The organism is Streptomyces nidicola (assembly GCF_050106155.1).
GTDB lineage: Bacteria > Actinomycetota > Actinomycetes > Streptomycetales > Streptomycetaceae > Streptomyces.
Genome location: NZ_JBNBPI010000001.1, coordinates 4856506 through 4878032 on the forward strand (window position 1 = coordinate 4856506; position 21527 = coordinate 4878032).

Consider the following 21527-nt stretch of genomic DNA (forward strand, 5'->3'; position numbering starts at 1 on the left):
AGAGGCTAAGTTACGCTGCCCGTAGGCACCCCGGCAGTGCTTTGGTGTGACGAACGCAGGGCTGTTGTTGACGTAGAGCCGACGGCTCGAATGCCAGGACGGTGGTAGTGTGCGCGCCTCGCTCATCCAGATCGCGGTAAATGACGACAAGGTGACCGAATCGGTCAACGCCCGTCGTGAGCGCGTGAGTTCACTGGTGCGAGCGGAGGCGGGGGCCGCCGACCTTGTCGTACTCCCCGAGTTGTGGACCACCGGGGCCTTCGCCTACGAGCTGTTCTCCGAGGAGGCCGAGCCCCTGGAGGGCCCGACCTTCGAAGCGATGGCCAAGGCCGCGCGCGACGCGGAGGTGTGGCTGCACGCGGGCTCGATCCCGGAGCGGGCGGCGTCCGAAAGCGGCTCCGCCGGAGAGGGCCCCCTCTACAACACCTCGCTCGTCTTCTCCCCCGACGGCGAACTCGCCGCCGCCTACCGCAAGATCCACCGGTTCGGCTTCGACAAGGGCGAGGCCGTGCTGATGGGGGCAGGCGAGGAACTGGTGACGGTGCGGCTTCCGGAGACCGTGGCGGGCGTGACCACCTGCTACGACCTGCGCTTCCCCGAGCTGTACCGGGGCCTGGTCGACCGCGGCGCCGAGACGCTGATCGTGTCCGCGGGCTGGCCCGAGCGCCGCCGCTCGCACTGGACGCTGCTCGCGCAGGCCCGCGCCGTGGAGAACCAGGCGTTCGTACTGGCATGTGCAAGTGCCGGTACGCACGCGGGGGTTCCGCAGGCGGGGCACAGCATCGTCGTCGACCCGTGGGGCGCGGTGCTCGCGGAGGCGGGGGCCGGGGAAGAGGTGCTGCGGGTGGAGTTCGACCCGGCGAAGGTCGGCGTCACGCGCGAACAGTTCCCGGCCCTCAAGGACCGCCAACTGGGGCTCGCCGAGCCGCCCCGCCGGGCCTGAGCCCCGCGAGCGGGCGTCAGTCCACCACCCCCCGCTCCTTCTCCGCCAGATGGATCACGCACACCGCCACCGCGATCAGCAGCGCCGGATCCGCGTCCTCACGGACCACGTTGACGCCGTAGGTGTCCCGCACCCGCAGCCAGCGCCGCGAGATCTCGGCGAGGAGCTCACCCTCGTACTCGACGGCGAACTCCCGGTCCAGGATCTTTCCGCTGACGTCGAGTTCCGTGCTGCCGTCGGCGAGCTGGACGCGGTAGTGGTTGCGCAGCAGGGAGAGCCGCTTGCGCTTGATTCTGGCCAGTTCCTCGTCGCCGCGCTCGATGACCATCGTGTCGCGCAGCGCGAACACCTTCTTGTGGATGTCGATGAGGACCTGGCCGTCGGGGCCCTTGATCTCGAACGTGTCCCGCAGGCGCATCGCCTTGCCGTCGACGAGGAACGCCTTGCGGCCCTGCTCGTCCTCGATCCAGTAGTCCTCGCCGATCCCGAAGATCCGCTCTCTCACTTCGTAGCGCATACGTCGAACAGTGCCCGAAAGTCGCGCGGGGGACCCCCGTCGCGACGTCCTTCGGGACCGGATGGGGGAACTCGCGCGGAAAGCGCGGGGCCGGCGTGGGGAGCCCATGGGGGAGTCCGGGATTCCGGTTGACGCCCAACGGGCCCTCGGGACAATACAGTTACATGGTGCGTGCAACCGTTCGAGGGATTAATGGGTCGTATGAGGTGGACGTGACCTTACGACCAAAGGAACCGCATGTTGCGCGCACGACCCCACAGTGTCCGCAGGACCCGGATCGGCCTGCTGTCCGCGGCCCTCGTCGCGGGCGGCCTGACCGCCGTGTCACTGGCCCCGGCCCAAGCGGCCACCGGGGCAATCTCCACCGGAACCGCCGCCGCCGGAAAGGCGGCCGCGGGACAGGCCGACGCCGCCGATGACTTCAACGGCGACGGGTACGCCGACCTCGTCACCGCCGCGACCGGGGGCACCATCTCCGGCCAGGCGGGGGCCGGCTACGTCGCGGTGACGTACGGCTCGGCGAACGGGCTGGACCCCGCGAACAAGAAGCTGATCTCCCGCTCGACCAGCGGGATCCCGGGCTCCGCCGCGGCCAAGGAGGCGTTCGGCCAGTACCTCACCAAGGGGGACCTGGACGGCGACGGCTACAGCGACCTCGTCATCGGCTCCAAGAGCAAGAGCGCCGGCAGCGTCATCGTCTGGGGCTCGGCCTCGGGCCTCACCGGCGGCACGAAGATCGCCACGTACGGAAGGTCGCCGCAGATCGGTGACTTCGACGGCGACGGCAAGGCCGACCTGGCCCTGCTCGCCGACATGGGCAGCTACGGCGACGACCCCGAGCACCAGGGCGCCGCGCTGTGGAAGGGACCGGTCTCCCGCGCCGGCGCCCCCGCCCAGAAGCTGAACTTCATGGACAAGTCCGAGTGGTGGGGCTACGGCAAGGACGACGCGACCTGCGTCGACGACCCGTCCGGCTGCGTCGACGGGCCGGACTCGACGACGGGCCCCGTGTTCTTCAACGCGGTCGGCGACCTCAACGGCGACGGCCGCGACGACCTGGCCCTGCGCTCGTACAACGGCGACGGCATGTGGAACAACACCGTCCTGTACGGCAGCGGTTCGGGCTTCAAGCGCGGCTGGGCACCGGAGACCCAGGGGGAACTGGCCTCCGGTGACGTCAACGGCGACGGGATCGACGACCTGGTCGTCGGCTCCGACCCCGAGGAGTCCGACATCGGCGAGACGAACCAGAAGGTCACCGTCGCGTACGGCTCGAAGGACGGCCTCACGGGCGACGCCACGCAGGCCTTCGACCAGTCCCTGCCCGGCTTCTACGGCGCCCAGGAGGACGGCGACAAGCTCGGCTCCTGCGTCTCCGTGGCCGACGTGGACGGCGACGGCAAGGCCGAGGTCGCCCTCGGCATCGCGGGCGAGGACTTCAGCGGCCTGACGGACGCCGGCGCCGTCGCGCTGCTGCACGGCACCGCGGACGGCGTGACCGGCGAGGGCTCCCAGGTGTTCAACCAGAACACGGCGGACGTGCCCGGCGTCGCCGAGTCGGACGACGCGTTCGGCTCGGGCTGCCGGCTGCTCGACACCAACGGCGACGGCAAGCGCGACCTCGCGGTCTCCGCGACCGGCGAGAACGCGTCGGCCGGCGCGACCTGGTCCTTCCCCGGCACGGCCACCGGCATCACCGCCACCGGCTCGACCGCCATCAACCCGAAGGACCTCGGCGCCCCGGACACCAAGGCCCTCTTCGGCAACCCCCTGCGCTGACCACGCACGGACGGGCCGCACCCTCGTGGGGGTGCGGCCCTACGCCGTTTCAGGCACCCGCAACAGCCGCGCCACCGGCCGCTCCCGCGCGACGACGTGGCCCACCGCGATCCCCGCGCACACCACCGTGAACAGCACGATCAGCCACGACAGCAGCGTGAACACGAGCCCGAACGGGCCGAACTGGGCGAGCGAACGGTTCAGCACGCGCGGCATGTACAGGTGCGAGGCCCACGACAGCGTGACCACGCCGACCCCGGTGAGCACGGCTCCCGGCAGCAGCGGCAGCCACGCCACCCGGCTCCCCAGCAGCAGGTGCTGCGTCCACCACCACAGCAGCACGCTCGTCACGTACGACAGCGGAATCCCCAGCCAGGCGCCCGCCCCGAACCCGTCGCGCAGCACGCCCTGCGCGAGGATCGCGGTCAGCCACACGCCCAGCCACGCCGCCCACCGCCAGGCCACGAGCCGCAGCCCGGCGGGCGGCAACTGCCACGACCGCTCGCACACCCGCTGCAGCGCCCGGCTGCACGCGGTCGCGGACACCAGCGTGACCAGCACACCGACCGCGCCCGAAGTGTCGCGCGTGGCCGGGTCGTTCACGCCGTACACCTGCCGCACCTGGGCGAGCGAACCGTCGCTGAGCCCGATCGCGGTGCGCGACGAATCGAGCAGCTGCTCCCGCACGGCCGCCGGCGCGAACGCGGCGATGACGAACAGCACCGGGATCGCCGTGAGGAACGCCTGCGCGGCGAGCCGCGTCGACGAGTCCAGCAGCCGCACGGAAACGATCTGCCGCGCCGTACGCGTGACAAAGGGAACCCGCTCCCGCACGGACTCGACCTGGCCGGTGGCCCACTGGACGGTACGGCTGACGCGCCCGCTGCTGTCGCTCATAGCAGCCCAGCGTCGTTCACACCCCGCCCGACGCCCGCTTGCCACACCGGAGTCCGGCCCCTACGCCCCGAACCTCTTCCGGTACGCCGACGGGCTCAGCCCCGTCGCCCGCTTCAGGTGCACCCGCAGATTGGCGGCGCTGCCCAGGCCGCTCCTGGCCGCCACGACGTCGATCCGCTGCTCGCCTTGCTCGAGGATCCGGCAGGCCAGGGCGACGCGCTCACCCAGCAGCCAGGCCAGCGGCGGCGTACCGAGTTCGGCGCGGAAGCGGCGGTGCAGGGTCGCCGGGCTGACGGCGGCGCGGGCGGCCAGGCCGGCGACGGTGAGCGGTTCGTCGAGCCGCGCGAGCGCCCAGTCGAGCACGGGCGCGAGCGAGGTGTCGGGCACGACCGGCATCGGCCGCTCGATGAACTGCCGCTGTCCGCCGTCCCGATGGGCCGCGAAGACGAGCCGCCGCGACACCGAGGCCGCGACCTCCGCGCCGTGATCGCGCCGCACGAGATACAGCCCCAGATCGAGCGCGGCCGCACTCCCCGCCGCGGTCAGGACGTCACCCTCGTCGACGAACAGCACGTCCGGCTCCAGCAGCACCTTCGGATGCAGCGCACGGAACTCCTCGGCCCACCGCCAGTGCGTCGTGGCCCGCCGCTCGTCGAGCAGCCCGGCCTCGGCGAGCGCGAACGCCCCGGTGCAGAAGGCGGCGATCCGGGCACCGCGCGCGTGCGTCCGCCGGATGGCCTCCAGGACGGCCCCGGTGCGCGGCACGACGTTGTCGGGCCGCCCCGGCACGATCAGGGTGTCGGCGCGGTCGACGGCCTCGAGCCCGGCCGCCCCCGCCATCGTGAAGAACCCGTGGTTCATCCGGATGTCGGGCTCCGGCGCGCACAACGTCAACGTGTACAGCGGGCCCCGTGCACCGAGTTCGGGCCGCGGCAGCCCGAACACCTCGGTGGCGACGCCGACTTCGAAGGGGTTGACGCCCTCGTCGACGAGGACGACCACGTGCGGGACACGGTGCGAGGATCCTTGCGCCATACGCGATTTCTAGCACTCGTACGCCCGCGGCGGCAGGCCCAGGATGACCGCATGGCATCCGCACCCGTATCCCTCACCCAGGCCCTGACCACCTTCGACGAGACCTGGAGCCCCCGCATCGTCACGTCGGTCAACGACTACGACGTCCGTCTCGCGAAGGCCGAGGGCGAGCACGTCTGGCACGTCCACGAGGACACCGACGAGTTCTTCCTGGTCGTCGAGGGCGAGCTCACCATCGCCCTTCGCGAGAAGGACGGGGAACGGGACGTGGTCCTCCCCCGCGGCTCGGTCTTCACCGTCCCCCGAGGCACCTGGCACAAGCCGCACGCGACCCCCGGCACCGCGATCCTCCTCCTGGAACCCACCGGCACCCCCACGACGGGCGACGCCCACGACCCCGTCCCGGACCACGTCGACTCGACGACGGGACACGCGTGGCACGCTTGAACCATGAACGACTCCGCGCCCGCCCGCACCACCCGCCGAGCCCGTGTCCGCGCCCCCGAGCTGGTCGGAAAGGGCGGCTGGCTGAACACGGGAGGCAGCGAGTACTCCCTCGCCGACCTGCGCGGCCGCATCGTGATCCTGGATTTCTGGACCTTTTGTTGCATCAACTGCCTGCACGTCCTCGACGAGCTGCGGGAGCTGGAGGAGAAGCACCGGGACACGGTCGTGATCATCGGGGTGCACTCGCCGAAGTTCGTGCACGAGGCCGAGCACGCGGCGGTCGTCGACGCCGTCGAGCGGTACGGGGTGGAGCACCCGGTCCTCGACGACCCGGAGCTGGCCACCTGGAAGCAGTACGCCGTGCGCGCCTGGCCGACGCTCGTCGTGATCGACCCCGAGGGGTACGTCGTCGCGCAGCACGCCGGTGAGGGGCACGCGCACGCGATCGGGACGCTGGTCGAGGAGCTGGAGGCGGAGCACGCGGCGAAGGGCACGCTGCGGCGCGGCGAAGGGCCGTACGTGGCGCCCGAACCGGTCGCGACCGACCTCCGCTTCCCCGGCAAGGCGATCGTGCTCCCCTCGGGGAACTTCCTGGTCAGCGATACGACGCGGCATCAGCTGGTGGAGCTGGAGGGCGACGGGGAGACCGTCGTGCGGCGGCTCGGCAGCGGGGAGCGCGGCTTCGGCGCCGACTCCTTCAACGAGCCGCAGGGGCTCGCGCTGCTCGACGAGAACACCGTCGTCGTCGCCGACACCGTGAACCACGCGCTGCGCGCCCTGGACCTCACGGCCGGCTCCGTCACGACCCTCGCCGGCACCGGAAAGCAGTGGTGGCAGGGCTCCCCGACCAGCGGCCCGGCCCTCGACGTCGACCTCTCCTCCCCCTGGGACGTCGCCGTCTTCGGCGGCAAGGTGTGGATCGCCATGGCGGGCGTGCACCAGCTGTGGACGTACGACCCCGAGACGCGGACGGTCGCCGTCGCGGCGGGGACGACGAACGAGGGGCTGGTCGACGGGCCGGGTGACGAGGCCTGGTTCGCCCAGCCCTCCGGCCTCGCCGTCTCCCCGGACGGGACGCGGCTGTGGGTCGCCGACTCCGAGACCAGCGCGCTGCGGTACGTGGACGGGGACGGCGCCGTGCACACCGCCGTCGGCACCGGGCTCTTCGACTTCGGGCACCGCGACGGCGACGCCGAACAGGCCCTGCTCCAGCACCCGTTGGGCGTCACCGCGCTGCCCGACGGCTCGGTCGCGGTCTCGGACACGTACAACCACGCCCTGCGGCGCTACGACCCGGCGACGGGACAAGTCTCGACGCTGGCAACGGACTTGAGGGAGCCGAGTGACGCGCTCGTCGTCGACGGGGACGTGGTCGTCGTCGAGTCCGCGCGGCACCGGCTGACCCGGCTGCGCCTGCCCGAGGAGGCCGTGCGCGTCGAGTCCGTCGCCCACCGCACGCAGCGCGCGGCGACCGAAGTGGCGGGCGGGACACTTCAGTTGGATGTCGTCTTCCAGGCGCCGGCCGGGCAGAAGCTCGACACCCGGTACGGGCCCTCGACCCGGCTGCTCGTCTCGTCGACGCCGCCCGAGCTGCTGGCGGCGGGGGACGGCGCGGGCACGGACCTGGCCCGCGAGCTGACGCTGAACCCCGCCGTCACCGAGGGCGTGCTGCACGTGTCGGCGATGGCGGCGTCCTGCGACGACGACCCCGCGAACGAGTACCCGGCCTGCCACGTCCACCAGCAGGACTGGGGTGTGCCGGTCGTGGTGGTGGACGAGGGCGGGGCGGAGCGGCTGCCGCTGGTGCTGGCGGGCATGGACGACCGGGGCGAACAGGGCGCCTAGGGCGTTCAGGGCTCTAGATGTGGCGGTCCCTGTCCTCCTCGATCACGGTCGTGTGGCCGGCCGGTGGGACCAGGCCGCGGCGTTTGCCGATGCTGCGGAACACGAAGACCCCGATCAGGCCGACGATCATCAGGATCCATCCGACCAGGTCGAGGTTGACGCTCTCCATGTGCCAGTCCGTCGCGAACGCGAGGATCGCGCCGACGGCGATCAGGATGATGGAACCCCCAAGGCTCATCAGGTCCGCCTCCTGTGGTGTGTTCGGAACTGCGTGAGGGGCCCGGGTACCCCCGAACCCCTCCGCATCACACCGCAGTTGGCGGGTGGACCCGCTCAGCCCTCCAGGAACGCCGTCAGCGCGTTCGCCAGCAGGTACGGGTCGTCGGCGCCGCACAGTTCGCGCACGCTGTGCATGGAGAGGATCGCCGCGCCGATGTCGACGGTCTTGATGCCGTGCCGGGCCGCGGTGATCGGGCCGATCGTCGTGCCGCACGGCATCGCGTTGTTCGACACGAACGACTGGAACGGCACGCCGGCCTTGTCGCACGCCGCCGCGAACACGGACCGGCCCGAACCGTCCGTCGCGTAGCGGTTGTTGACGTTCACCTTGAGGATGGGGCCGCCGTTGGCGCGCGGGTGGTGCGTGGGGTCGTGGCGCTCGCCGTAGTTGGGGTGCACGGCGTGGCCGGTGTCCGAGGAGAGGCAGATCGTGCCGGCGAAGGCCCGCGCCCTGTCCTCGTACGAGCCTCCGCGCGCGAACACCGAACGCTCGAGGACCGTGCCGAGCAGCGGGCCGTCGGCGCCGGTGTCGGACTGCGAGCCGTTCTCCTCGTGGTCGAACGCGGCGAGCACGGGGATGTACGGGAGGTCCTCCTGCTTGCTGACCTCGGCGAGCGCGGCGGTGCAGGCGTGCACGGAGAGCAGGTTGTCCATGCGGGGGCCCGCGAGGAGTTCCTTGTCGCGGCCGAGGTAGGACGGGGCCTCGATCGCGTACGTCATGAGGTCCCAGCCGGTGATGTCGCCGCGGCCGAGCCCGTTCTCGTCCTCAAGGAAGGCCATCAGGTCGCCCTCGTGGACGTCGCCGCCGAGGCCCCAGATGGGCTGCATGTGGCGCTGCTTGTCGAGCTTGAGGCCGTCCGTCGTGACGGAGCGGTCCAGGTGCACGGCGAGCTGCGGGACGCGCAGCAGGGCGCGGTCGACGTTCACGAGGCGCTCGGAGCCGTCTCGTAGGGAGACGCGGCCCGCGAGGCCGAGGTCGCGGTCGAGCCAGGAGTTGAGCAGCGGTCCGCCGTAGATCTCCACGGCGACCTGGCGCCAGCCGTTGCTGGCCATGTCGGGCTGCGGCTTCACGCGCAGGTTCGGGGAGTCGGTGTGCGCGCCGACGATCCGGAACGGGGTGTGGGCGCCGGCCCCCTCCGGCACGTACCAGGCGATCACGGCGCCGCCGCGCGTGACGAACTTGCCTCCGCTCGTGCCGTCCCAGGCGTCGGTCTCGGCGACCTGCTGGAAGCCCGCCTTCTCCAGGCGTGCGGCCACGTTGGCCACGGCGTGGTACGGCGTGGGGCTCGCCGCGAGGAAGGACATCAGGTCGTCGGTGTGCCCGCGATCGAAGGGGCGGGAGGCGGTGTTCATGCGGCAAGGGTAGGCCAGTGCCTCCGGGTGGGCGCGGCCCCATCGTCCTGCCTGCGGCGGCCCCCGCGCCTGCCCTTGCCGGGCGCGGTTTGTTCGGCGTCCTGCGGCCCGTCTGTGGTCACGTTCGCGCAGTTCCCCGCGCCCCTCAAATACCGCGCCATCCCCCGCGGGGCGGGTGCGTTCGGCGTCCTGCGGTCCCGCTGTGGTCCGGTTTGCGCAGTTCCCCGCGCCCCTTTAGGGGCGCGGGGAACTGCGCGCGCAACCTCCAGTGGGCGCGCCTCGCCGCCGACGTCAGCCTCTGTGGCCAAAGGCGAAGGCCCGTCGTCCCTCCACGGGGACGACGGGCCCAAGCACGACCGGGTCGGCGGAGCCTAGAACGCCGACTCGTCCAGGTCCATGATGTCCACGCCGGACTCGCTCGTGGTCTGGGCGAGCTTGCGGGCGCCCGTCACACCCGGCAGGACGTTCGCCGCGAAGAACTTCGCAGCGGCGATCTTGCCCTGGTAGAACGGCACGTCCTTGCCGGAGGCACCCGCCGCCAGCTTCTCCGCCGCGACGGCCGCACCCTTGAGGAGCAGGTAGCCGACGACCACGTCGCCGGAGGCCATCAGCAGGCGGGTCGTGTTGAGGCCCACCTTGTAGATGGACTTCACGTCCTGCTCGGTGGCGACCAGGTCGTTGATCATGAGGCCGACGATGGCCTCCAGCTCACCGGCCGCCTTGCCGAGCGTCTCGCGGGCCGCGGTCAGCTCCTCGCCGCCCGTCTCCACCGCGAGGAACTTCTTGATCTCCTCGGAGAGCGCGTTCAGCGCGGCACCCTGGTTGCGGACGATCTTCCGGAAGAAGAAGTCCTGGCCCTGGATCGCGGTCGTGCCCTCGTAGAGCGTGTCGATCTTCGAGTCACGGATGTACTGCTCGATCGGGTACTCCTGCAGGAAGCCGGAGCCGCCGAACGTCTGCAGCGACTGGGCCAGCTGCTCGTAGCCCTTCTCGGAGCCGTAGCCCTTGACGATCGGCAGGAGCAGGTCGTTCAGCGCGTGCTCGGCCGAGGCGTCCTCGCCCGCGGCCTCCTTGACCTGGATCGCGTCCTGCACGGAGGCCGTGTAGAGGACCAGCGTGCGCATGCCCTCCGCGTACGCCTTCTGCGTCATCAGGGCGCGGCGCACGTCCGGGTGGTGCGTGATGGTGACCTTCGGCGCGGTCTTGTCCGTGCTGCGGGCCAGGTCGGAGCCCTGGACGCGCTCCTTGGCGTACTCGAGGGCGTTGAGGTAACCCGTCGACAGCGTGGAGATCGCCTTCGTGCCGACCATCATGCGGGCGAACTCGATGATGCGGAACATCTGGCGGATGCCGTCGTGCTTGTCGCCGATCAGCCAGCCCTTGGCGGGGTGCTGGTCGCCGAACGTCATCTCGCACGTGTTGGAGGCCTTGAGGCCCATCTTGTGCTCGACGTTGGTGGCGTAGACGCCGTTGCGCTCGCCCAGCTCGCCAGTCTCCCAGTCGAACTCGAACTTCGGGACCAGGAAGAGGGAGAGGCCCTTGGTGCCCGGGCCGTGGCCCTCGGGGCGGGCGAGGACGTAGTGGAGGATGTTCTCCGACATGTCGTGCTCACCGGACGTGATGAAGCGCTTCACGCCCTCGATGTGCCAGGAGCCGTCCGCCTGCTCGACGGCCTTCGCGCGGCCGGCGCCGACGTCCGAACCGGCGTCCGGCTCGGTCAGCACCATCGTCGAGCCCCACTGCTTCTCGACGGCGATCTCGGCGACCTTCTTCTGCGCCTCGTTGCCCTCCTCGAAGAGGATGCCGGCGAACGCCGGACCGGACGAGTACATCCAGACCGCCGGGTTGGCACCGAGGATCAGCTCCGCGTGGGCCCAGATGAGCGAGCGCGGGGCGGTGGTGCCGCCGATCTCCTCGGGCAGGCCGAGACGCCAGTACTCGGCGTCCATGAAGGCCTTGTAGGACTTCTTGAAGGAGGCGGGGACCGGCGCCGTGTTGGTCTCCGGGTCGAAGACCGGCGGGTTGCGGTCGGCGTCCGCGAAGGACTCCGCAAGGTCGTTCTCGGAGAGGCGGGTGACCTCTTCGAGGATGCTCTTGGCGGTGTCGACGTCCATCTCCGCGAACGGTCCGGTGCCGTACAGCTTGTCGCGGTCGAGTACCTCGAAGAGGTTGAACTCGATGTCGCGGAGATTCGACTTGTAATGCCCCATGGCGACGGCTCCGTAAAGATCGGGGAGGCGGGTCGTCCGGGGTCGCCCGGACCGTCCTCGTACGCATACCAACTAGTAACCACCACAATGCTACCCGTGGGTAATAAGAATCAACCCCCAGTGGGCATCTGTGACGAACAAGGCGCCTCGGCGCTCTCGTCCCGCCACCCCCTCGGGCGTCGGTAGTCTTTCCCTCATGTACGGCTACGACCAGAGCCCGGGTGCCGGGCAGCAGCAGTACGCGCCGCCGCAGGGCGGGTACGGGCAGCAGGCTCCGCCGCTGTACCCGGAGCCGTCGCCGCCCTCGCTCACGGACGCGGTCCGCGCGTTCACCACGGGCTCGATGTCCGCCGAGGACTTCCAGCAGATCTTCGCCTCGTCGAAGGTCTACTGCCCGCGCGGGGACAACCCGGGTTTCCTCGCGCTGCACAACACGCAGCAGCCGGTGATCCCGATGTTCAGCACGCTCAAGGAACTGCGCAGGTACGCGGGCAAGGAGTCCAAGTACTTCGTCATCACCGGCGCCGAGGTGATCGACCTGCTGCCCACCGGGTACGGCTTCGTCCTCGACATGGAGGGCGAGCACCGGATGGTCTTCGACGCGAAGGCGGTCGAGGAGATGGTCGACTTCGCGATGCGCCGCATGTACGGCTAGCCGCACCCCTGAACACTTCCTACGGGCCCGGACGTATGAGCGTCCGGGCCTTTCGCGTGCCCGGGAACGGGCCCGGGAATAGCGGGCGACTTGCTGGATGTTCACCGTTCAACTAAATTGATGGCAGACCCCGAGGAGGCCGCCATGCCCGCTGTGACCGTCGAGAACCCGCTGACCCTGCCCCGTGTGGCCGCGCCGGCGGACGCCGTGGCGCGCCCCGTGCTCGCTGTGACGACCGCGCCCAGCGGTTTCGAAGGGGAGGGATTCCCGGTGCGCCGCGCGTTCGCCGGGATCAACTACAAGCACCTCGACCCGTTCATCATGATGGACCAGATGGGTGAGGTGGAGTACGAGGCCGGAGAGCCCAAGGGCACGCCCTGGCACCCGCACCGCGGCTTCGAGACCGTCACGTACATCATCGACGGCACCTTCATCCACCAGGACTCGCACGGCGGTGGCGGCACCATCACCAACGGCGACACCCAGTGGATGACGGCGGGCAGCGGCCTCCTGCACATCGAGACGCCGCCCGAGTCGCTCGTCATGTCCGGCGGTCTGTTCCACGGGCTCCAGCTGTGGGTCAACCTGCCCGCCAAGGACAAGATGCAGAACCCGCGCTACCAGGACATCCGCGGTGGCCAGGTCAAGCTGCTCACCACCGAGGACGGCGGCGCGCTGCTCCGCGTCATCGCCGGTGAGCTGGACGGCAACGAGGGACCCGGCATCACGCACACCCCGATCACGATGGTGCACGCCACCGTCCGCCCGGGCGCCGAGGCGACGCTGCCGTGGCGCGAGGACTACAACGGGCTCGTGTACGTGCTCGCGGGCAAGGGCACCGTCGGCGCCGACCGGCGTCCCGTGCACACGGGGCAGACCGCCGTGTTCGGTGCGGGCTCGTCCCTGACCGTGCGCGCCGACGAGTCGCAGGACGCGAACACCCCCGACCTGGAAGTGGTCATCCTGGGCGGGCAGCCGATCCGTGAGCCCATGGCGCACTACGGCCCGTTCGTGATGAACAACAAGGCCGAACTCCAGCAGGCCTTCGACGACTTCCAGGCGGGACGCCTGGGCGTCATCCCCAGCAAGGAGCGCCTGCCGCACACGTAAGGCATCGCGTGAGGCATCGCGTGTGATGTGACGCGTGATGTGACGCCCCGTCACTCGGCCGGACCCGGCCGGGGGGCGGGGCGTTCGCGCGCATGATCGTCTGGCGGGGTGCAGACCGGTAAACCGCTCCTCCCCGACCCCGCCCGCCGCCTCGCCGCCTGGTGCGCCGTCGTGCTGCTCGTCACCGCGGTCGCGGGCGTCGGGATCGCGCTGGTCATCATCTTCCATTCGGCCGTCACGCCCGTGCTGCTCGCGCTGCTCGGCACCGCGCTGCTCGGCCCGGTCTTCGAGTGGCTCACCAAGCTGAAGCTGCCGCGCGCGCTGGCCGCCATCCTCACCTGCGTCGCGCTCATCGCCGTGGTCGGCGGCGCCGGCTACATCGTGGTCACCGCGCTGATCGACACCGGGGAACAGATCGTCGACTCGGTGCGGCAGGCCGGGGACTGGCTCAGGGACCACGTCGGCCTCACCGGCGCCGATGACCTCGGCGATGTCGCCGACAACGCCAAGGAGCAGGTCGGCAAGTGGGGCTCCAATCTGGCGGGCGGGGTGATCGCGGGGCTCTCCGCGCTGGGCTCGCTGCTCGCGACCAGCGTGCTCGCGCTGCTGCTCACCTTCTTCTTCCTGAAGGACTCCAACCGGGCCACGGGGCTCGCTCGCGCGATCGCCCCGCACCACGGTGAGGTGCTTGAGGCGATGGGGCGGCGGGCCTTCGAGGCGATCTCGGGGTTCATGCGCGGCACGACGTTCATCGCGCTCATCGACGGCATCTGCATCACCGTCGGACTGCTGATCCTTCAGGTGCCGGGCGCGGTGGGCCTGGGCGCGCTGGTCTTCGTCGGCGCGTACATCCCCTACCTCGGTGCGACCCTGTCCGGGGCCGTCGCCGTGCTCGTCGCGCTCGCCGACCGGGGGCTGATCATCGCCCTGTGGACGCTCGGGGTGATCCTCGCCGTGCAGCAGCTGGAGGGGCACATCCTGCAGCCGATGATCCAGTCGCGCACGGTCCAGATGCACCCGGCGATGGTGATGCTGGCGATCACGGCGGGCGCGGCGGTCGCGGGGATTCTCGGGATGCTGCTCGCGGTGCCGCTGGTGGCCGCCGCGTTCGGTGTCCTCGGGGAGCTGAGGAGGCGTTACGCGCCCGATGACATGGGCGAAGGGCCGCCTTCTGTTTCACGTGAAACGGGTGACGGGTCCTCCGGGCCTTCCGGTTCCACCGAGGCCTCGGGGCCCTCTGGGGCTGCCGGGCCCGCCGGAGCCTCCGAGGGTTCGTAGAGTTCGAACCAGATGCTCTTGCCCTCGCCCCGCGGGTCCACGCCCCAGCGGTCGGCCAGCAGCTCCATGAGCACCAGACCCCGCCCCGATGACGCCAGTTCACCGGGGCGGCGCTTGTGCGGCAGGTCGTCGGAGGCGTCCGCGACCTCCACGCGCAACCGGCGCGGTTCGGCGCCGTGCCGGGTGACCTCGGCGACCAGGAGCGCGTCGCCGTCGGTGTGCACCAGGACGTTGGTGACCATCTCGGAGACGAGCAGCACCGCCGAGTCCAGCTGATCCGTGTCGGTCCAGTCGTGCAGCAGCTCCCGCAGCTGCTGGCGGGCGGCCGCGATCCGCTCGGGCTCGGCCTGGGCGATGGTCATCGCGGTGCGCCGGGCCACGGTGGCAGCGGCCGACCGAGTGGTGCGGCGCAGCAGCAACAGCGCGATGTCGTCCTCGCGGCGGTCCGCGAGCGGTCCCGTGGTGTGGTGCGAGGAGGGGCCGTGCACCGCCTGCACCAGGGCGTCGGCCAGCTCTTCCAGGCGCTCGTCCGGGCCGGCCTCCAGGGCCGCGCGGATCCGCGACCAGCCGGTGTCCAGGTCGTGCCCGCCCGTCTCGATCAGGCCGTCCGTGCAGATGAGCAGCGTCTCGGCGGGTTCGAGGACGAGACGGGTCGTCGGATAGTCCGCGTCGGGGTCGACGCCGAGCGGCAGGCCGCCCGCGGTGGGGCGGACGAGGACGGTGCCGTCGGCCATCCGGATCGCGGGGTCCGGGTGCCCGGCGCGGGCGATCTCCAGGACGCCGGTGGCGGGGTCGGCCTGCACGTACAGACAGGTCGCGAAGCGCGGGTCGGCCCCCGGTTCGTCGGTGTCGCCGATGCCGTGCAGGAAGCGGGAGGCGCGGGAGAGCACGGCGTCGGGACGGTGCCCTTCGGAGGCGTACGCGCGCAGGGCGACCCGGAGCTGTCCCATCAGGCCCGCGGCGCGCACGTCGTGGCCCTGTACGTCGCCGATGACCAGGGCGATGCCGCCGCCCGGCAGCGGGATCATGTCGTACCAGTCGCCGCCGACCTGGAGGCCGCCGCCGGTCGGCACATAGCGGGCGGCGACGCTCATCCCCGGGATCTCCGGGCCGAGCGTCGGCAGCATCGACTTCTGCAGGCCGTCGGTCAGCTCCCGCTCAGACTCGGCGACCCCGGCCCTGGAGAGGGCCTGCGCCAGCATTCGCGCGACCGTGGTGAGGACCGAGCGCTCGTCGGGCGTGAATGACACCGGGTAGGTGAAGCCCGCCATCCACGCGCCGATCGTGCGGCCTGCGACGATCAGCGGCAGGAACGCCCACGACTTGCGCTCGAAGCGGGCGGCCAGCGGCCAGGCCGCCGGGTAGCGGGCGCGGTACTCGTCCGGCGAGGACAGATAGACCGCGCGCCCGGTGCGGACGACCTCGGCGCCCGGGTAGTCCGTGGCCAGCTCCATGTCGGTGAACGGGGACTCGTCGCCGTCCTCCTGGCCGTGGTGCCCGATGACGGTGAGCCGGTCGCCCGCGACGCCGAACACCGCGAGGCCGTCCGGCGAGAAACCCGGCATGGAGAGCCCGGCGGCGACCCGCAGCACCTCCTCCGTGGACCCGGCCTCCGCGAGCGCCCGCCCGGCGTCCAGCAGGAAGGCCTCCCGCGAGCGCCGCCAGTCGCCGGTCACCGGGGTGCGGGAGGCGGCCCCGGGCGGCGGCTCGGTCACTTCCTGGAGTGTGCCGATCAGCTCGTACGAGTCCGGGGCGTCGCCGTGCGCGATCGGCTTGGAGCGGCTGCGTATGGTGCGCAGGACATGGCCCTGGTCGTCCATGACGCGCAGCCGGGCCTCGGCGAGGGTGCCCTCGGCGACGGCGAGCTGCACGATCCCGTCTATCTCGTTCCAGTCGACCGGGTGGAAACGGGCGCGGGCCGCGGACTCCGTCAAGGTGACGGGCTCGCCGGGGGCGGCGGGCAGGCCGATGAGCCGGGCGGCCTCGGCGTCGAAGGTCACGAGCCCCGCCCGGTTGTCCCATCGCCACAGCCCGGTGGCCAGAGCGGCGAGGACGTCCTCCACGGGAGGGAGGTCACCGGTGCGCATTGCCCCACTCTAGGAAGAGGTGATCGCATGCGGCCACCAGAGGCTTCGCCGGGGCGGGTGGGGGTGTTGCGGTGGGGCGGGCTGCCGGTGGGCCGCGACGGGGGCTGGGCGGGCGCCGCGACGGGGCTGGGGCCGATCGGAGGCGCTGCCCGCGCCGGGGTGCCGCCTTGCCCACCCTGCCGCCCTTGGCGGCAGATTGCCCAAGGCGGCGGAGGCAATTGCCCAAGGCGGCGGAGGCAGAGGGCCCGAGGCGGGGCCGGTAGGCTTGGGGGGATCCCGGTTGTCTCCCGGGGAACCCCAAGCGCAAAGGCTGGATGAACGACGATGCATCGGTACAGGTCCCACACCTGCGGCGAGCTCCGCGCCTCTGACGTCGGCTCCGACGTCCGGCTGAGCGGCTGGCTGCACAATCGCCGAGACCTGGGCGGCATCCTCTTCATCGATCTGCGCGACCACTACGGCATCACGCAGCTCGTCGCCCGCCCCGGCACCGAGGCCGCCGAGGTCCTCGACAAGCTCACCAAGGAGACCGTCGTCCGCATCGACGGCAAGGTCGTCTCCCGCGGCGCGGACAACGTCAACCCGGAGCTGCCCACCGGCGAGGTCGAGATCGAGGCCTCCACGGTCGAGGTGCTCGGCGCGGCGCAGCAGCTGCCGTTCCAGATCAACCAGGACGACGGGGTGGGCGAGGAGCGCCGCCTGGAGTACCGCTTCCTGGACCTGCGCCGCGAGCGCATGCACCGCAACATCATGCTGCGCAGCGAGGTCATCGCCTCGATCCGCTCGAAGATGGTCAACCTCGGCTTCAACGAGATGGCGACGCCGATCCTCGCCGCGACCTCCCCCGAGGGCGCCCGCGACTTCGTCGTCCCGTCCCGCCTGAACCCGGGCAAGTTCTACGCCCTCCCCCAGGCGCCGCAGCAGTTCAAGCAGCTGCTGATGATCTCGGGCTTCGACCGCTACTTCCAGATCGCGCCGTGCTTCCGCGACGAGGACGCGCGTGCGGACCGCTCGCCGGGCGAGTTCTACCAGCTCGACATCGAGATGAGCTTCGTGGAGCAGGAAGACGTCTTCCGCCCCATCGAGAAGCTCATGACGGAGATCTTCACGGAGTTCGGCGGCGGCCGCGAGGTCACGTCCCCGTTCCCGCGCATCCCGTTCCGCGAGTCGATGCTGAAGTACGGCAACGACAAGCCGGACCTGCGCGCGAAGCTCGAACTCGTCGACATCACCGACGTGTTCGCGGACTCGGAGTTCAAGGCGTTCGCCGGCAAGCACGTGCGTGCGCTGCCCGTCCCGGACACCGCGTCGCAGTCCCGCAAGTTCTTCGACGGCCTCGGTGACTACGCGGTCGAGCAGGGCGCGAAGGGCCTCGCCTGGATCCGCGTGGGCGAGGACGGCACGTTCGCCGGCCCGATCGCGAAGTTCCTCACCGAGGAGAACGTCAAGGTCCTCACCGAGCGCCTCGGCCTGAAGGCCGGCCACGCCGTGTTCTTCGGCGCGGGCGAGTTCGACGAGGTCTCGAAGATCATGAGCGCCGTCCGCGTCGAGGCCGCCAAGCGCGCCGGCCACTTCGAGGAGGGCGTGTTCCGCTTCTGCTGGATCGTCGACTTCCCGATGTACGAGAAGGACGAGGAGACCGGCAAGATCGACTTCTCCCACAACCCGTTCTCGATGCCGCAGGGCGGTATGCAGGACCTGGAGGAGAAGGACCCGCTGGACATCCTGGCCTGGCAGTACGACATCGTCTGCAACGGCATCGAGCTGTCCTCCGGCGCCATCCGTAACCACGAGCCCGACATCATGATCAAGGCGTTCGAGATCGCGGGCTACGACGCCGAGACCGTGGAGGCCGAGTTCGCGGGCATGCTCCGCGCGTTCCGCTTCGGCGCCCCGCCGCACGGCGGGATCGCCCCGGGCGTCGACCGCATCGTCATGCTCCTCGCCGACGAGCCGAACATCCGGGAGACCATCGCGTTCCCGCTGAACGGCAACGCGCAGGACCTGATGATGGGCGCGCCCACCGAGCTGGACGAGTCGCGTCTGCGCGAGCTCAACATCCAGCTGCGCAAGCCGGTCGAGAAGAAGTAACCAACTCACCGGCGCCGTACGGCAGTTCACGCCAGGGCCCCGCTCCGCACGTCGGAGCGGGGCCCTGGCGTTTCCGGGTGATGCACAGTCTTGATTCACAGTCCTGATTCACAGCCCGCACCCACGCCCCTGACAGCTTCGGCCCCTAGCGTCCACGCCCATGACCGAGCCGACTGAGCAACCTGAGCCCCAAGTAGCGTCACACAGACGAGAGTTGACCCGCCGTAGGGCGATCCTGGCGGGTGGTGCGGCCGTCGCGGCCGTGGGGATCGCCGGCACCCTCACGGAGGGCGGAGCGTTCGCCGACGAAACGGCGTCGGACACGGAGACCTGCTACCGGCTCACCACGGAGACCACCGAGGGCCCGTACTACATCGACGCCGACAAGCTCCGCCGCGACATCACCGAGGACCAGGAGGGCATCCCGCTCCTGCTGAGCCTCAAGGTGATCGACGCGGACACATGCGAGCCGCTGAAGAACGCCGCCGTCGACATCTGGCACTGCGACGCCGTCGGCATCTACTCCGGCTACGAGGACATGAGCTCCGGAAGCGGCGGCACACCTCCCACCGGCGCCCCCACGGACATGCCCACCGGCACGCCGACCGGTGAACCCCCGACGGGCGGCCCCGGCGGCCCCGGTGGCGGCGGTGGCGGGCACCAGGAGCCCACCGACGACGAGCGCTATCTGCGCGGCACGTGGAAGACCGACAGACACGGCCGCGTCGCGTTCAAGACGGTCTTCCCGGGCTGGTACCAGGGCCGCTGCGTGCACATCCACGTCAAGGTGCACGTCGACGGCGAGTGGACCGACGCGGGCTACGAGGGCGGCCACACCTGCCACACCGGCCAGCTCTTCTTCTCCGAGGCGTCCGTCCTCGCCTCGGCCGAGGTCGCGCCGTACTCGACGAACACCACGACCCGCACGACGCTCGACGGGGACACGATCTACCCGGACAACGGCACCGAGGGCGGCCTCCTCCATCTCAAGTACCTCAAGAAGCACATCGACAAGGGCGTCGTGGCGTCGCTGACGATGGGGGTGTCGCCGGCCGAGACCCACGACTCGACGGACACGATGCCGTCGCCCGCCGCTTCCCGGTCCTCCTGAGCTCACCCGGAGCGCGGCACCACGAGTCCCGACTCGTACGCCGCCACGACCGCCTGCGCCCGGTCGCGGACGCCGAGCTTGGCGAGGACCCGGCTGACGTGGGTCTTCACGGTCTCGCCGCCGACCACGAGGCGTCCGGCGATCTCCTGGTTGGACAGGCCCTCGGCGATCAGTCGCAGCACCTCGCGTTCGCGCGGGGTCAACGCGTCGACGGCGAGGGCCTGTTCGGGCACCGCGCGCGGGCGGAGCCGGGTGAACTCGGCGATCAGGCGGCGGGTGACGGTCGGCGCGAGCAGCGCCTCGCCCGCCGCGACCACCCGCACCGCCTCGAACAGCCGCTCGGCCTGCATGTCCTTGAGCAGGAAGCCGCTGGCCCCTGCGGCGAGCGCGTCGTACACGTACTCGTCGAGGTCGAAGGTCGTCAGCATCACGACGCGGGTCGCGGGCAGCTCGCGCGCGATGCGGCGAGTGGCCTCGATGCCGTCCATGCCGGGCATGCGGACGTCCATCAGGGCGAGGTCGGGGCGGGCCTCGCGGCAGACGCGGACCGCTTCGGCGCCGCCGGGTGCGCTGCCCACGACCGTGAAGTCGTCCTGGCTGTCGAGAAGTGCGCCGAATCCGGCCCGTACGACGTCTTGGTCGTCGGCGACGACGATCCGGATGGCGTTCATAGGGGTGTCCATGGGGGCGTTCGTGGAGGTGTTCATGCGGCCGGGCCCTTGACCGGCAGGGACGCCTCGACCAGGAAGCCGCCGGCCGGAGCCGGGCCCGCGTGCAGCGTGCCGCCCGCCATCGCCGTGCGTTCCCGCATGCCGAGCAGGCCGTGGCCCGGCTCGCCGGGGCCCGTGCCCGGGCCGCAGTCCCGTACGCGTATCGCCAACTGGCTTTCCCTGTAGTGCAGTTCGACGTCCACGGCGACACCGGGCGCGTGCCGGCGGGCGTTGGTCAGGGCTTCCTGGACGATGCGGTACGCGGTGAGTTCCAGGCCGGGATCGAGTGCGGTGACGTGGCCTCGGACGATGAGGCGGACCGCGGTGCCGGTCGCCGCGCGGGCCTCGTCGACGAGGGTGACGAGCTGGTCGAGGCCAGGCTGCGGCGAGCGGGGCGCGGCCGCGGCGGATTCGGCGGGGGCGTCCTCGCGCAGGACGCCGAGCAGCCGGCGCATCTCGGTGAGGGCGAGTCGGGCCGTGTCGCCGATCGCCAGGAAACGCTCGGCGCCCTCCGGCGGCAGGCCCGGGGTCGTGTAGCGGGCGGTCTCCGCCTGCACCGAGATCGTCGAGATGTGGTGGGCCACGATGTCGTGCAACTCCCTTGCGATACGGGCCCGTTCGCCGAGCGCCGCATGGGCGAGGGCCGTGTCCGCGTACGCCCAGTCGGCGGCGGAACGGCGGGCCGCCTCGGCCTGCGCGCGCCGGGCGCCGCCCGCGGTGAGCGCGGCCGCCGCGCCCGCGAGGAGGACGACGCCGTAGGGGCCGCCGGCGTCCGTGAGCGCGTACGCGGTGAAGGGCACGGCGAACAGGACGGCGGTGCGGCCCGGTTGGCGCAGCCCCACCAGGTACAGGGCGGCGGCGAGCGCCGGGAGGCCCGCGTACAGCGTCTGGCCGTACGTGAGAGGGGCGAGCAGCGAGGCCGCGGTGAGGGCCGTGGCGGTGAGGAGGAGCTGGGAGCGGACGAAGGCGAGGGGGACGGTCGCGCCCAGTGCAAGGGCGAGCAGGCCGGGGAGTTCGGGGGCGGGATCGCGGCCCTGTCCGGTGACCTCGGCGAGGGCCGCGAGGGCCAGGACCGTGGCGGCGAGCAGCGGCAGGTCACGTGCGGCCGCCGCGCGCCGCACCCCTGCCCGTGCCGCGCTCCAGGTCCCGGTCATGGCGGTCATTATCGGCTTCTCCCCGC

At 71.2% G+C, this 21527-nt stretch carries 17 protein-coding genes and 1 pseudogene; 9 read left to right on the forward strand and 9 right to left on the reverse strand.

Going from position 1 to position 21527, the window contains the following annotated elements:
- Positions 1-109: 109 nt before the first annotated feature.
- Positions 110-943 carry a carbon-nitrogen family hydrolase gene (locus ACOKM3_RS22170; RefSeq protein WP_426902789.1) on the forward strand — a complete coding sequence of 278 codons (834 nt, stop codon included), beginning with the start codon at positions 110-112 and terminating at the stop codon, positions 941-943.
- A 16-nt stretch (positions 944-959) separates the two neighbouring features.
- Here the strand turns inward: ACOKM3_RS22170 and ACOKM3_RS22175 are convergent, their stop codons facing one another.
- Complete coding sequence (locus ACOKM3_RS22175; protein ID WP_426902790.1) at positions 960-1460, reverse strand: LURP-one-related/scramblase family protein; 501 nt, start codon at positions 1458-1460, stop codon at positions 960-962.
- Between the two features lie 237 nt (positions 1461-1697).
- On the opposite strand from ACOKM3_RS22175, the gene ACOKM3_RS22180 reads away from it, so the two are divergent.
- Positions 1698-3239, forward strand: a complete 1542-nt coding sequence (locus ACOKM3_RS22180) for an FG-GAP repeat domain-containing protein (RefSeq protein WP_426902791.1) — start codon at positions 1698-1700, stop codon at positions 3237-3239.
- Between the two features lie 39 nt (positions 3240-3278).
- Here ACOKM3_RS22180 and ACOKM3_RS22185 read toward each other — a convergent pair whose 3' ends face one another.
- A complete protein-coding gene (locus ACOKM3_RS22185) occupies positions 3279-4136 on the reverse strand; it encodes a YhjD/YihY/BrkB family envelope integrity protein (protein WP_426902792.1) in 858 nt (285 codons plus the stop codon).
- 60 nt (positions 4137-4196) lie between these two features.
- Positions 4197-5171: a helix-turn-helix domain-containing protein gene (locus ACOKM3_RS22190; RefSeq protein ID WP_426902793.1), complete on the reverse strand. Its 975-nt coding sequence runs from the start codon at positions 5169-5171 to the stop codon at positions 4197-4199.
- Between the two features lie 51 nt (positions 5172-5222).
- On the opposite strand from ACOKM3_RS22190, the gene ACOKM3_RS22195 reads away from it, so the two are divergent.
- Together ACOKM3_RS22195 and ACOKM3_RS22200 are read left to right on the forward strand one after the other, a co-directional pair.
- Positions 5223-5618 carry a cupin domain-containing protein gene (locus tag ACOKM3_RS22195; protein ID WP_426902794.1) on the forward strand — a complete coding sequence of 132 codons (396 nt, stop codon included), beginning with the start codon at positions 5223-5225 and terminating at the stop codon, positions 5616-5618.
- Positions 5619-5621: 3 nt separating this feature from the next.
- Positions 5622-7463, forward strand: a complete 1842-nt coding sequence (locus ACOKM3_RS22200) for an NHL domain-containing thioredoxin family protein (RefSeq protein WP_426902795.1) — start codon at positions 5622-5624, stop codon at positions 7461-7463.
- 13 nt (positions 7464-7476) lie between these two features.
- Here the strand turns inward: ACOKM3_RS22200 and ACOKM3_RS22205 are convergent, their stop codons facing one another.
- From ACOKM3_RS22205 to ACOKM3_RS22215, 3 genes are all read right to left on the reverse strand, one after another.
- Positions 7477-7701, reverse strand: coding sequence for a DUF6458 family protein (locus ACOKM3_RS22205; RefSeq protein ID WP_426902796.1), 225 nt, complete (start codon positions 7699-7701; stop codon positions 7477-7479).
- A gap of 95 nt (positions 7702-7796) precedes the next feature.
- Entirely contained in the window at positions 7797-9095 is a 1299-nt protein-coding gene (locus ACOKM3_RS22210) for a M18 family aminopeptidase (RefSeq protein ID WP_426902797.1), read from the reverse strand.
- Positions 9096-9466: 371 nt separating this feature from the next.
- Positions 9467-11305 carry an acyl-CoA dehydrogenase gene (locus tag ACOKM3_RS22215; RefSeq protein ID WP_426902798.1) on the reverse strand — a complete coding sequence of 613 codons (1839 nt, stop codon included), beginning with the start codon at positions 11303-11305 and terminating at the stop codon, positions 9467-9469.
- 196 nt (positions 11306-11501) lie between these two features.
- Here ACOKM3_RS22215 and ACOKM3_RS22220 point away from each other — a divergent pair, with 196 nt between their 5' ends.
- The 3 genes from ACOKM3_RS22220 to ACOKM3_RS22230 all read left to right on the forward strand — a co-directional run bounded on the left by ACOKM3_RS22220 (position 11502) and on the right by ACOKM3_RS22230 (position 14348).
- The gene (locus ACOKM3_RS22220; protein WP_266711827.1) at positions 11502-11960 is read left to right on the forward strand and encodes an SseB family protein; all 459 of its coding nucleotides are present in this window, start codon (positions 11502-11504) and stop codon (positions 11958-11960) included.
- A 144-nt stretch (positions 11961-12104) separates the two neighbouring features.
- Positions 12105-13070 carry a pirin family protein gene (locus ACOKM3_RS22225; RefSeq protein WP_426902799.1) on the forward strand — a complete coding sequence of 322 codons (966 nt, stop codon included), beginning with the start codon at positions 12105-12107 and terminating at the stop codon, positions 13068-13070.
- 108 nt (positions 13071-13178) lie between these two features.
- Positions 13179-14348, forward strand: coding sequence for an AI-2E family transporter (locus tag ACOKM3_RS22230; protein WP_426902800.1), 1170 nt, complete (start codon positions 13179-13181; stop codon positions 14346-14348).
- On the opposite strand, the pseudogene ACOKM3_RS22235 reads toward ACOKM3_RS22230, so the two are convergent.
- Positions 14288-16435, reverse strand: a pseudogene (locus ACOKM3_RS22235) (ATP-binding SpoIIE family protein phosphatase); the annotation flags it as partial. The gene ACOKM3_RS22230 and the pseudogene ACOKM3_RS22235 overlap by 61 nt on opposite strands.
- Before the next feature lie 324 nt (positions 16436-16759).
- Between ACOKM3_RS22235 and aspS the strand changes: the two are divergent.
- Together aspS and ACOKM3_RS22245 are read left to right on the forward strand one after the other, a co-directional pair.
- The gene (aspS, locus tag ACOKM3_RS22240; RefSeq protein WP_426902801.1) at positions 16760-18526 is read left to right on the forward strand and encodes an aspartate--tRNA ligase; all 1767 of its coding nucleotides are present in this window, start codon (positions 16760-16762) and stop codon (positions 18524-18526) included.
- Positions 18527-18740: 214 nt separating this feature from the next.
- On the forward strand, positions 18741-19637 hold the full coding sequence (locus tag ACOKM3_RS22245; RefSeq protein WP_461855373.1) for an intradiol ring-cleavage dioxygenase: 897 nt from the start codon (positions 18741-18743) through the stop codon (positions 19635-19637).
- 2 nt (positions 19638-19639) lie between these two features.
- Here ACOKM3_RS22245 and ACOKM3_RS22250 read toward each other — a convergent pair whose 3' ends face one another.
- Both ACOKM3_RS22250 and ACOKM3_RS22255 read right to left on the reverse strand, forming a co-directional pair.
- Complete coding sequence (locus tag ACOKM3_RS22250; protein ID WP_426902803.1) at positions 19640-20344, reverse strand: response regulator; 705 nt, start codon at positions 20342-20344, stop codon at positions 19640-19642.
- On the reverse strand, positions 20341-21501 hold the full coding sequence (locus ACOKM3_RS22255) for a sensor histidine kinase (RefSeq protein ID WP_426902804.1): 1161 nt from the start codon (positions 21499-21501) through the stop codon (positions 20341-20343). The genes ACOKM3_RS22250 and ACOKM3_RS22255 overlap by 4 nt, the downstream gene beginning before the upstream one ends.
- Between the last annotated feature and the right edge of the window lie 26 nt (positions 21502-21527).

Excerpts from the sequence above, each read along its gene's own strand:
- ACOKM3_RS22185 (WP_426902792.1), bottom strand. The coding sequence starts at position 4,136 with ATGAGCGACAGCAGCGGGCGCGTCAGCCGTACCGTCCAGTGGGCCACC.
- ACOKM3_RS22195 (WP_426902794.1), top strand. The coding sequence starts at position 5,223 with ATGGCATCCGCACCCGTATCCCTCACCCAGGCCCTGACCACCTTCGAC.
- ACOKM3_RS22250 (WP_426902803.1), bottom strand. The coding sequence starts at position 20,344 with ATGAACACCTCCACGAACGCCCCCATGGACACCCCTATGAACGCCATC.
- ACOKM3_RS22215 (WP_426902798.1), bottom strand. The coding sequence starts at position 11,305 with ATGGGGCATTACAAGTCGAATCTCCGCGACATCGAGTTCAACCTCTTC.
- ACOKM3_RS22180 (WP_426902791.1), top strand. The coding sequence starts at position 1,698 with ATGTTGCGCGCACGACCCCACAGTGTCCGCAGGACCCGGATCGGCCTG.
- ACOKM3_RS22200 (WP_426902795.1), top strand. The coding sequence starts at position 5,622 with ATGAACGACTCCGCGCCCGCCCGCACCACCCGCCGAGCCCGTGTCCGC.
- aspS (WP_426902801.1), top strand. The coding sequence starts at position 16,760 with ATGCATCGGTACAGGTCCCACACCTGCGGCGAGCTCCGCGCCTCTGAC.
- ACOKM3_RS22225 (WP_426902799.1), top strand. The coding sequence starts at position 12,105 with ATGCCCGCTGTGACCGTCGAGAACCCGCTGACCCTGCCCCGTGTGGCC.
- ACOKM3_RS22175 (WP_426902790.1), bottom strand. The coding sequence starts at position 1,460 with ATGCGCTACGAAGTGAGAGAGCGGATCTTCGGGATCGGCGAGGACTAC.
- ACOKM3_RS22190 (WP_426902793.1), bottom strand. The coding sequence starts at position 5,171 with ATGGCGCAAGGATCCTCGCACCGTGTCCCGCACGTGGTCGTCCTCGTC.
- ACOKM3_RS22205 (WP_426902796.1), bottom strand. The coding sequence starts at position 7,701 with ATGAGCCTTGGGGGTTCCATCATCCTGATCGCCGTCGGCGCGATCCTC.
- ACOKM3_RS22210 (WP_426902797.1), bottom strand. The coding sequence starts at position 9,095 with ATGAACACCGCCTCCCGCCCCTTCGATCGCGGGCACACCGACGACCTG.
- ACOKM3_RS22220 (WP_266711827.1), top strand. The coding sequence starts at position 11,502 with ATGTACGGCTACGACCAGAGCCCGGGTGCCGGGCAGCAGCAGTACGCG.
- ACOKM3_RS22255 (WP_426902804.1), bottom strand. The coding sequence starts at position 21,501 with ATGACCGGGACCTGGAGCGCGGCACGGGCAGGGGTGCGGCGCGCGGCG.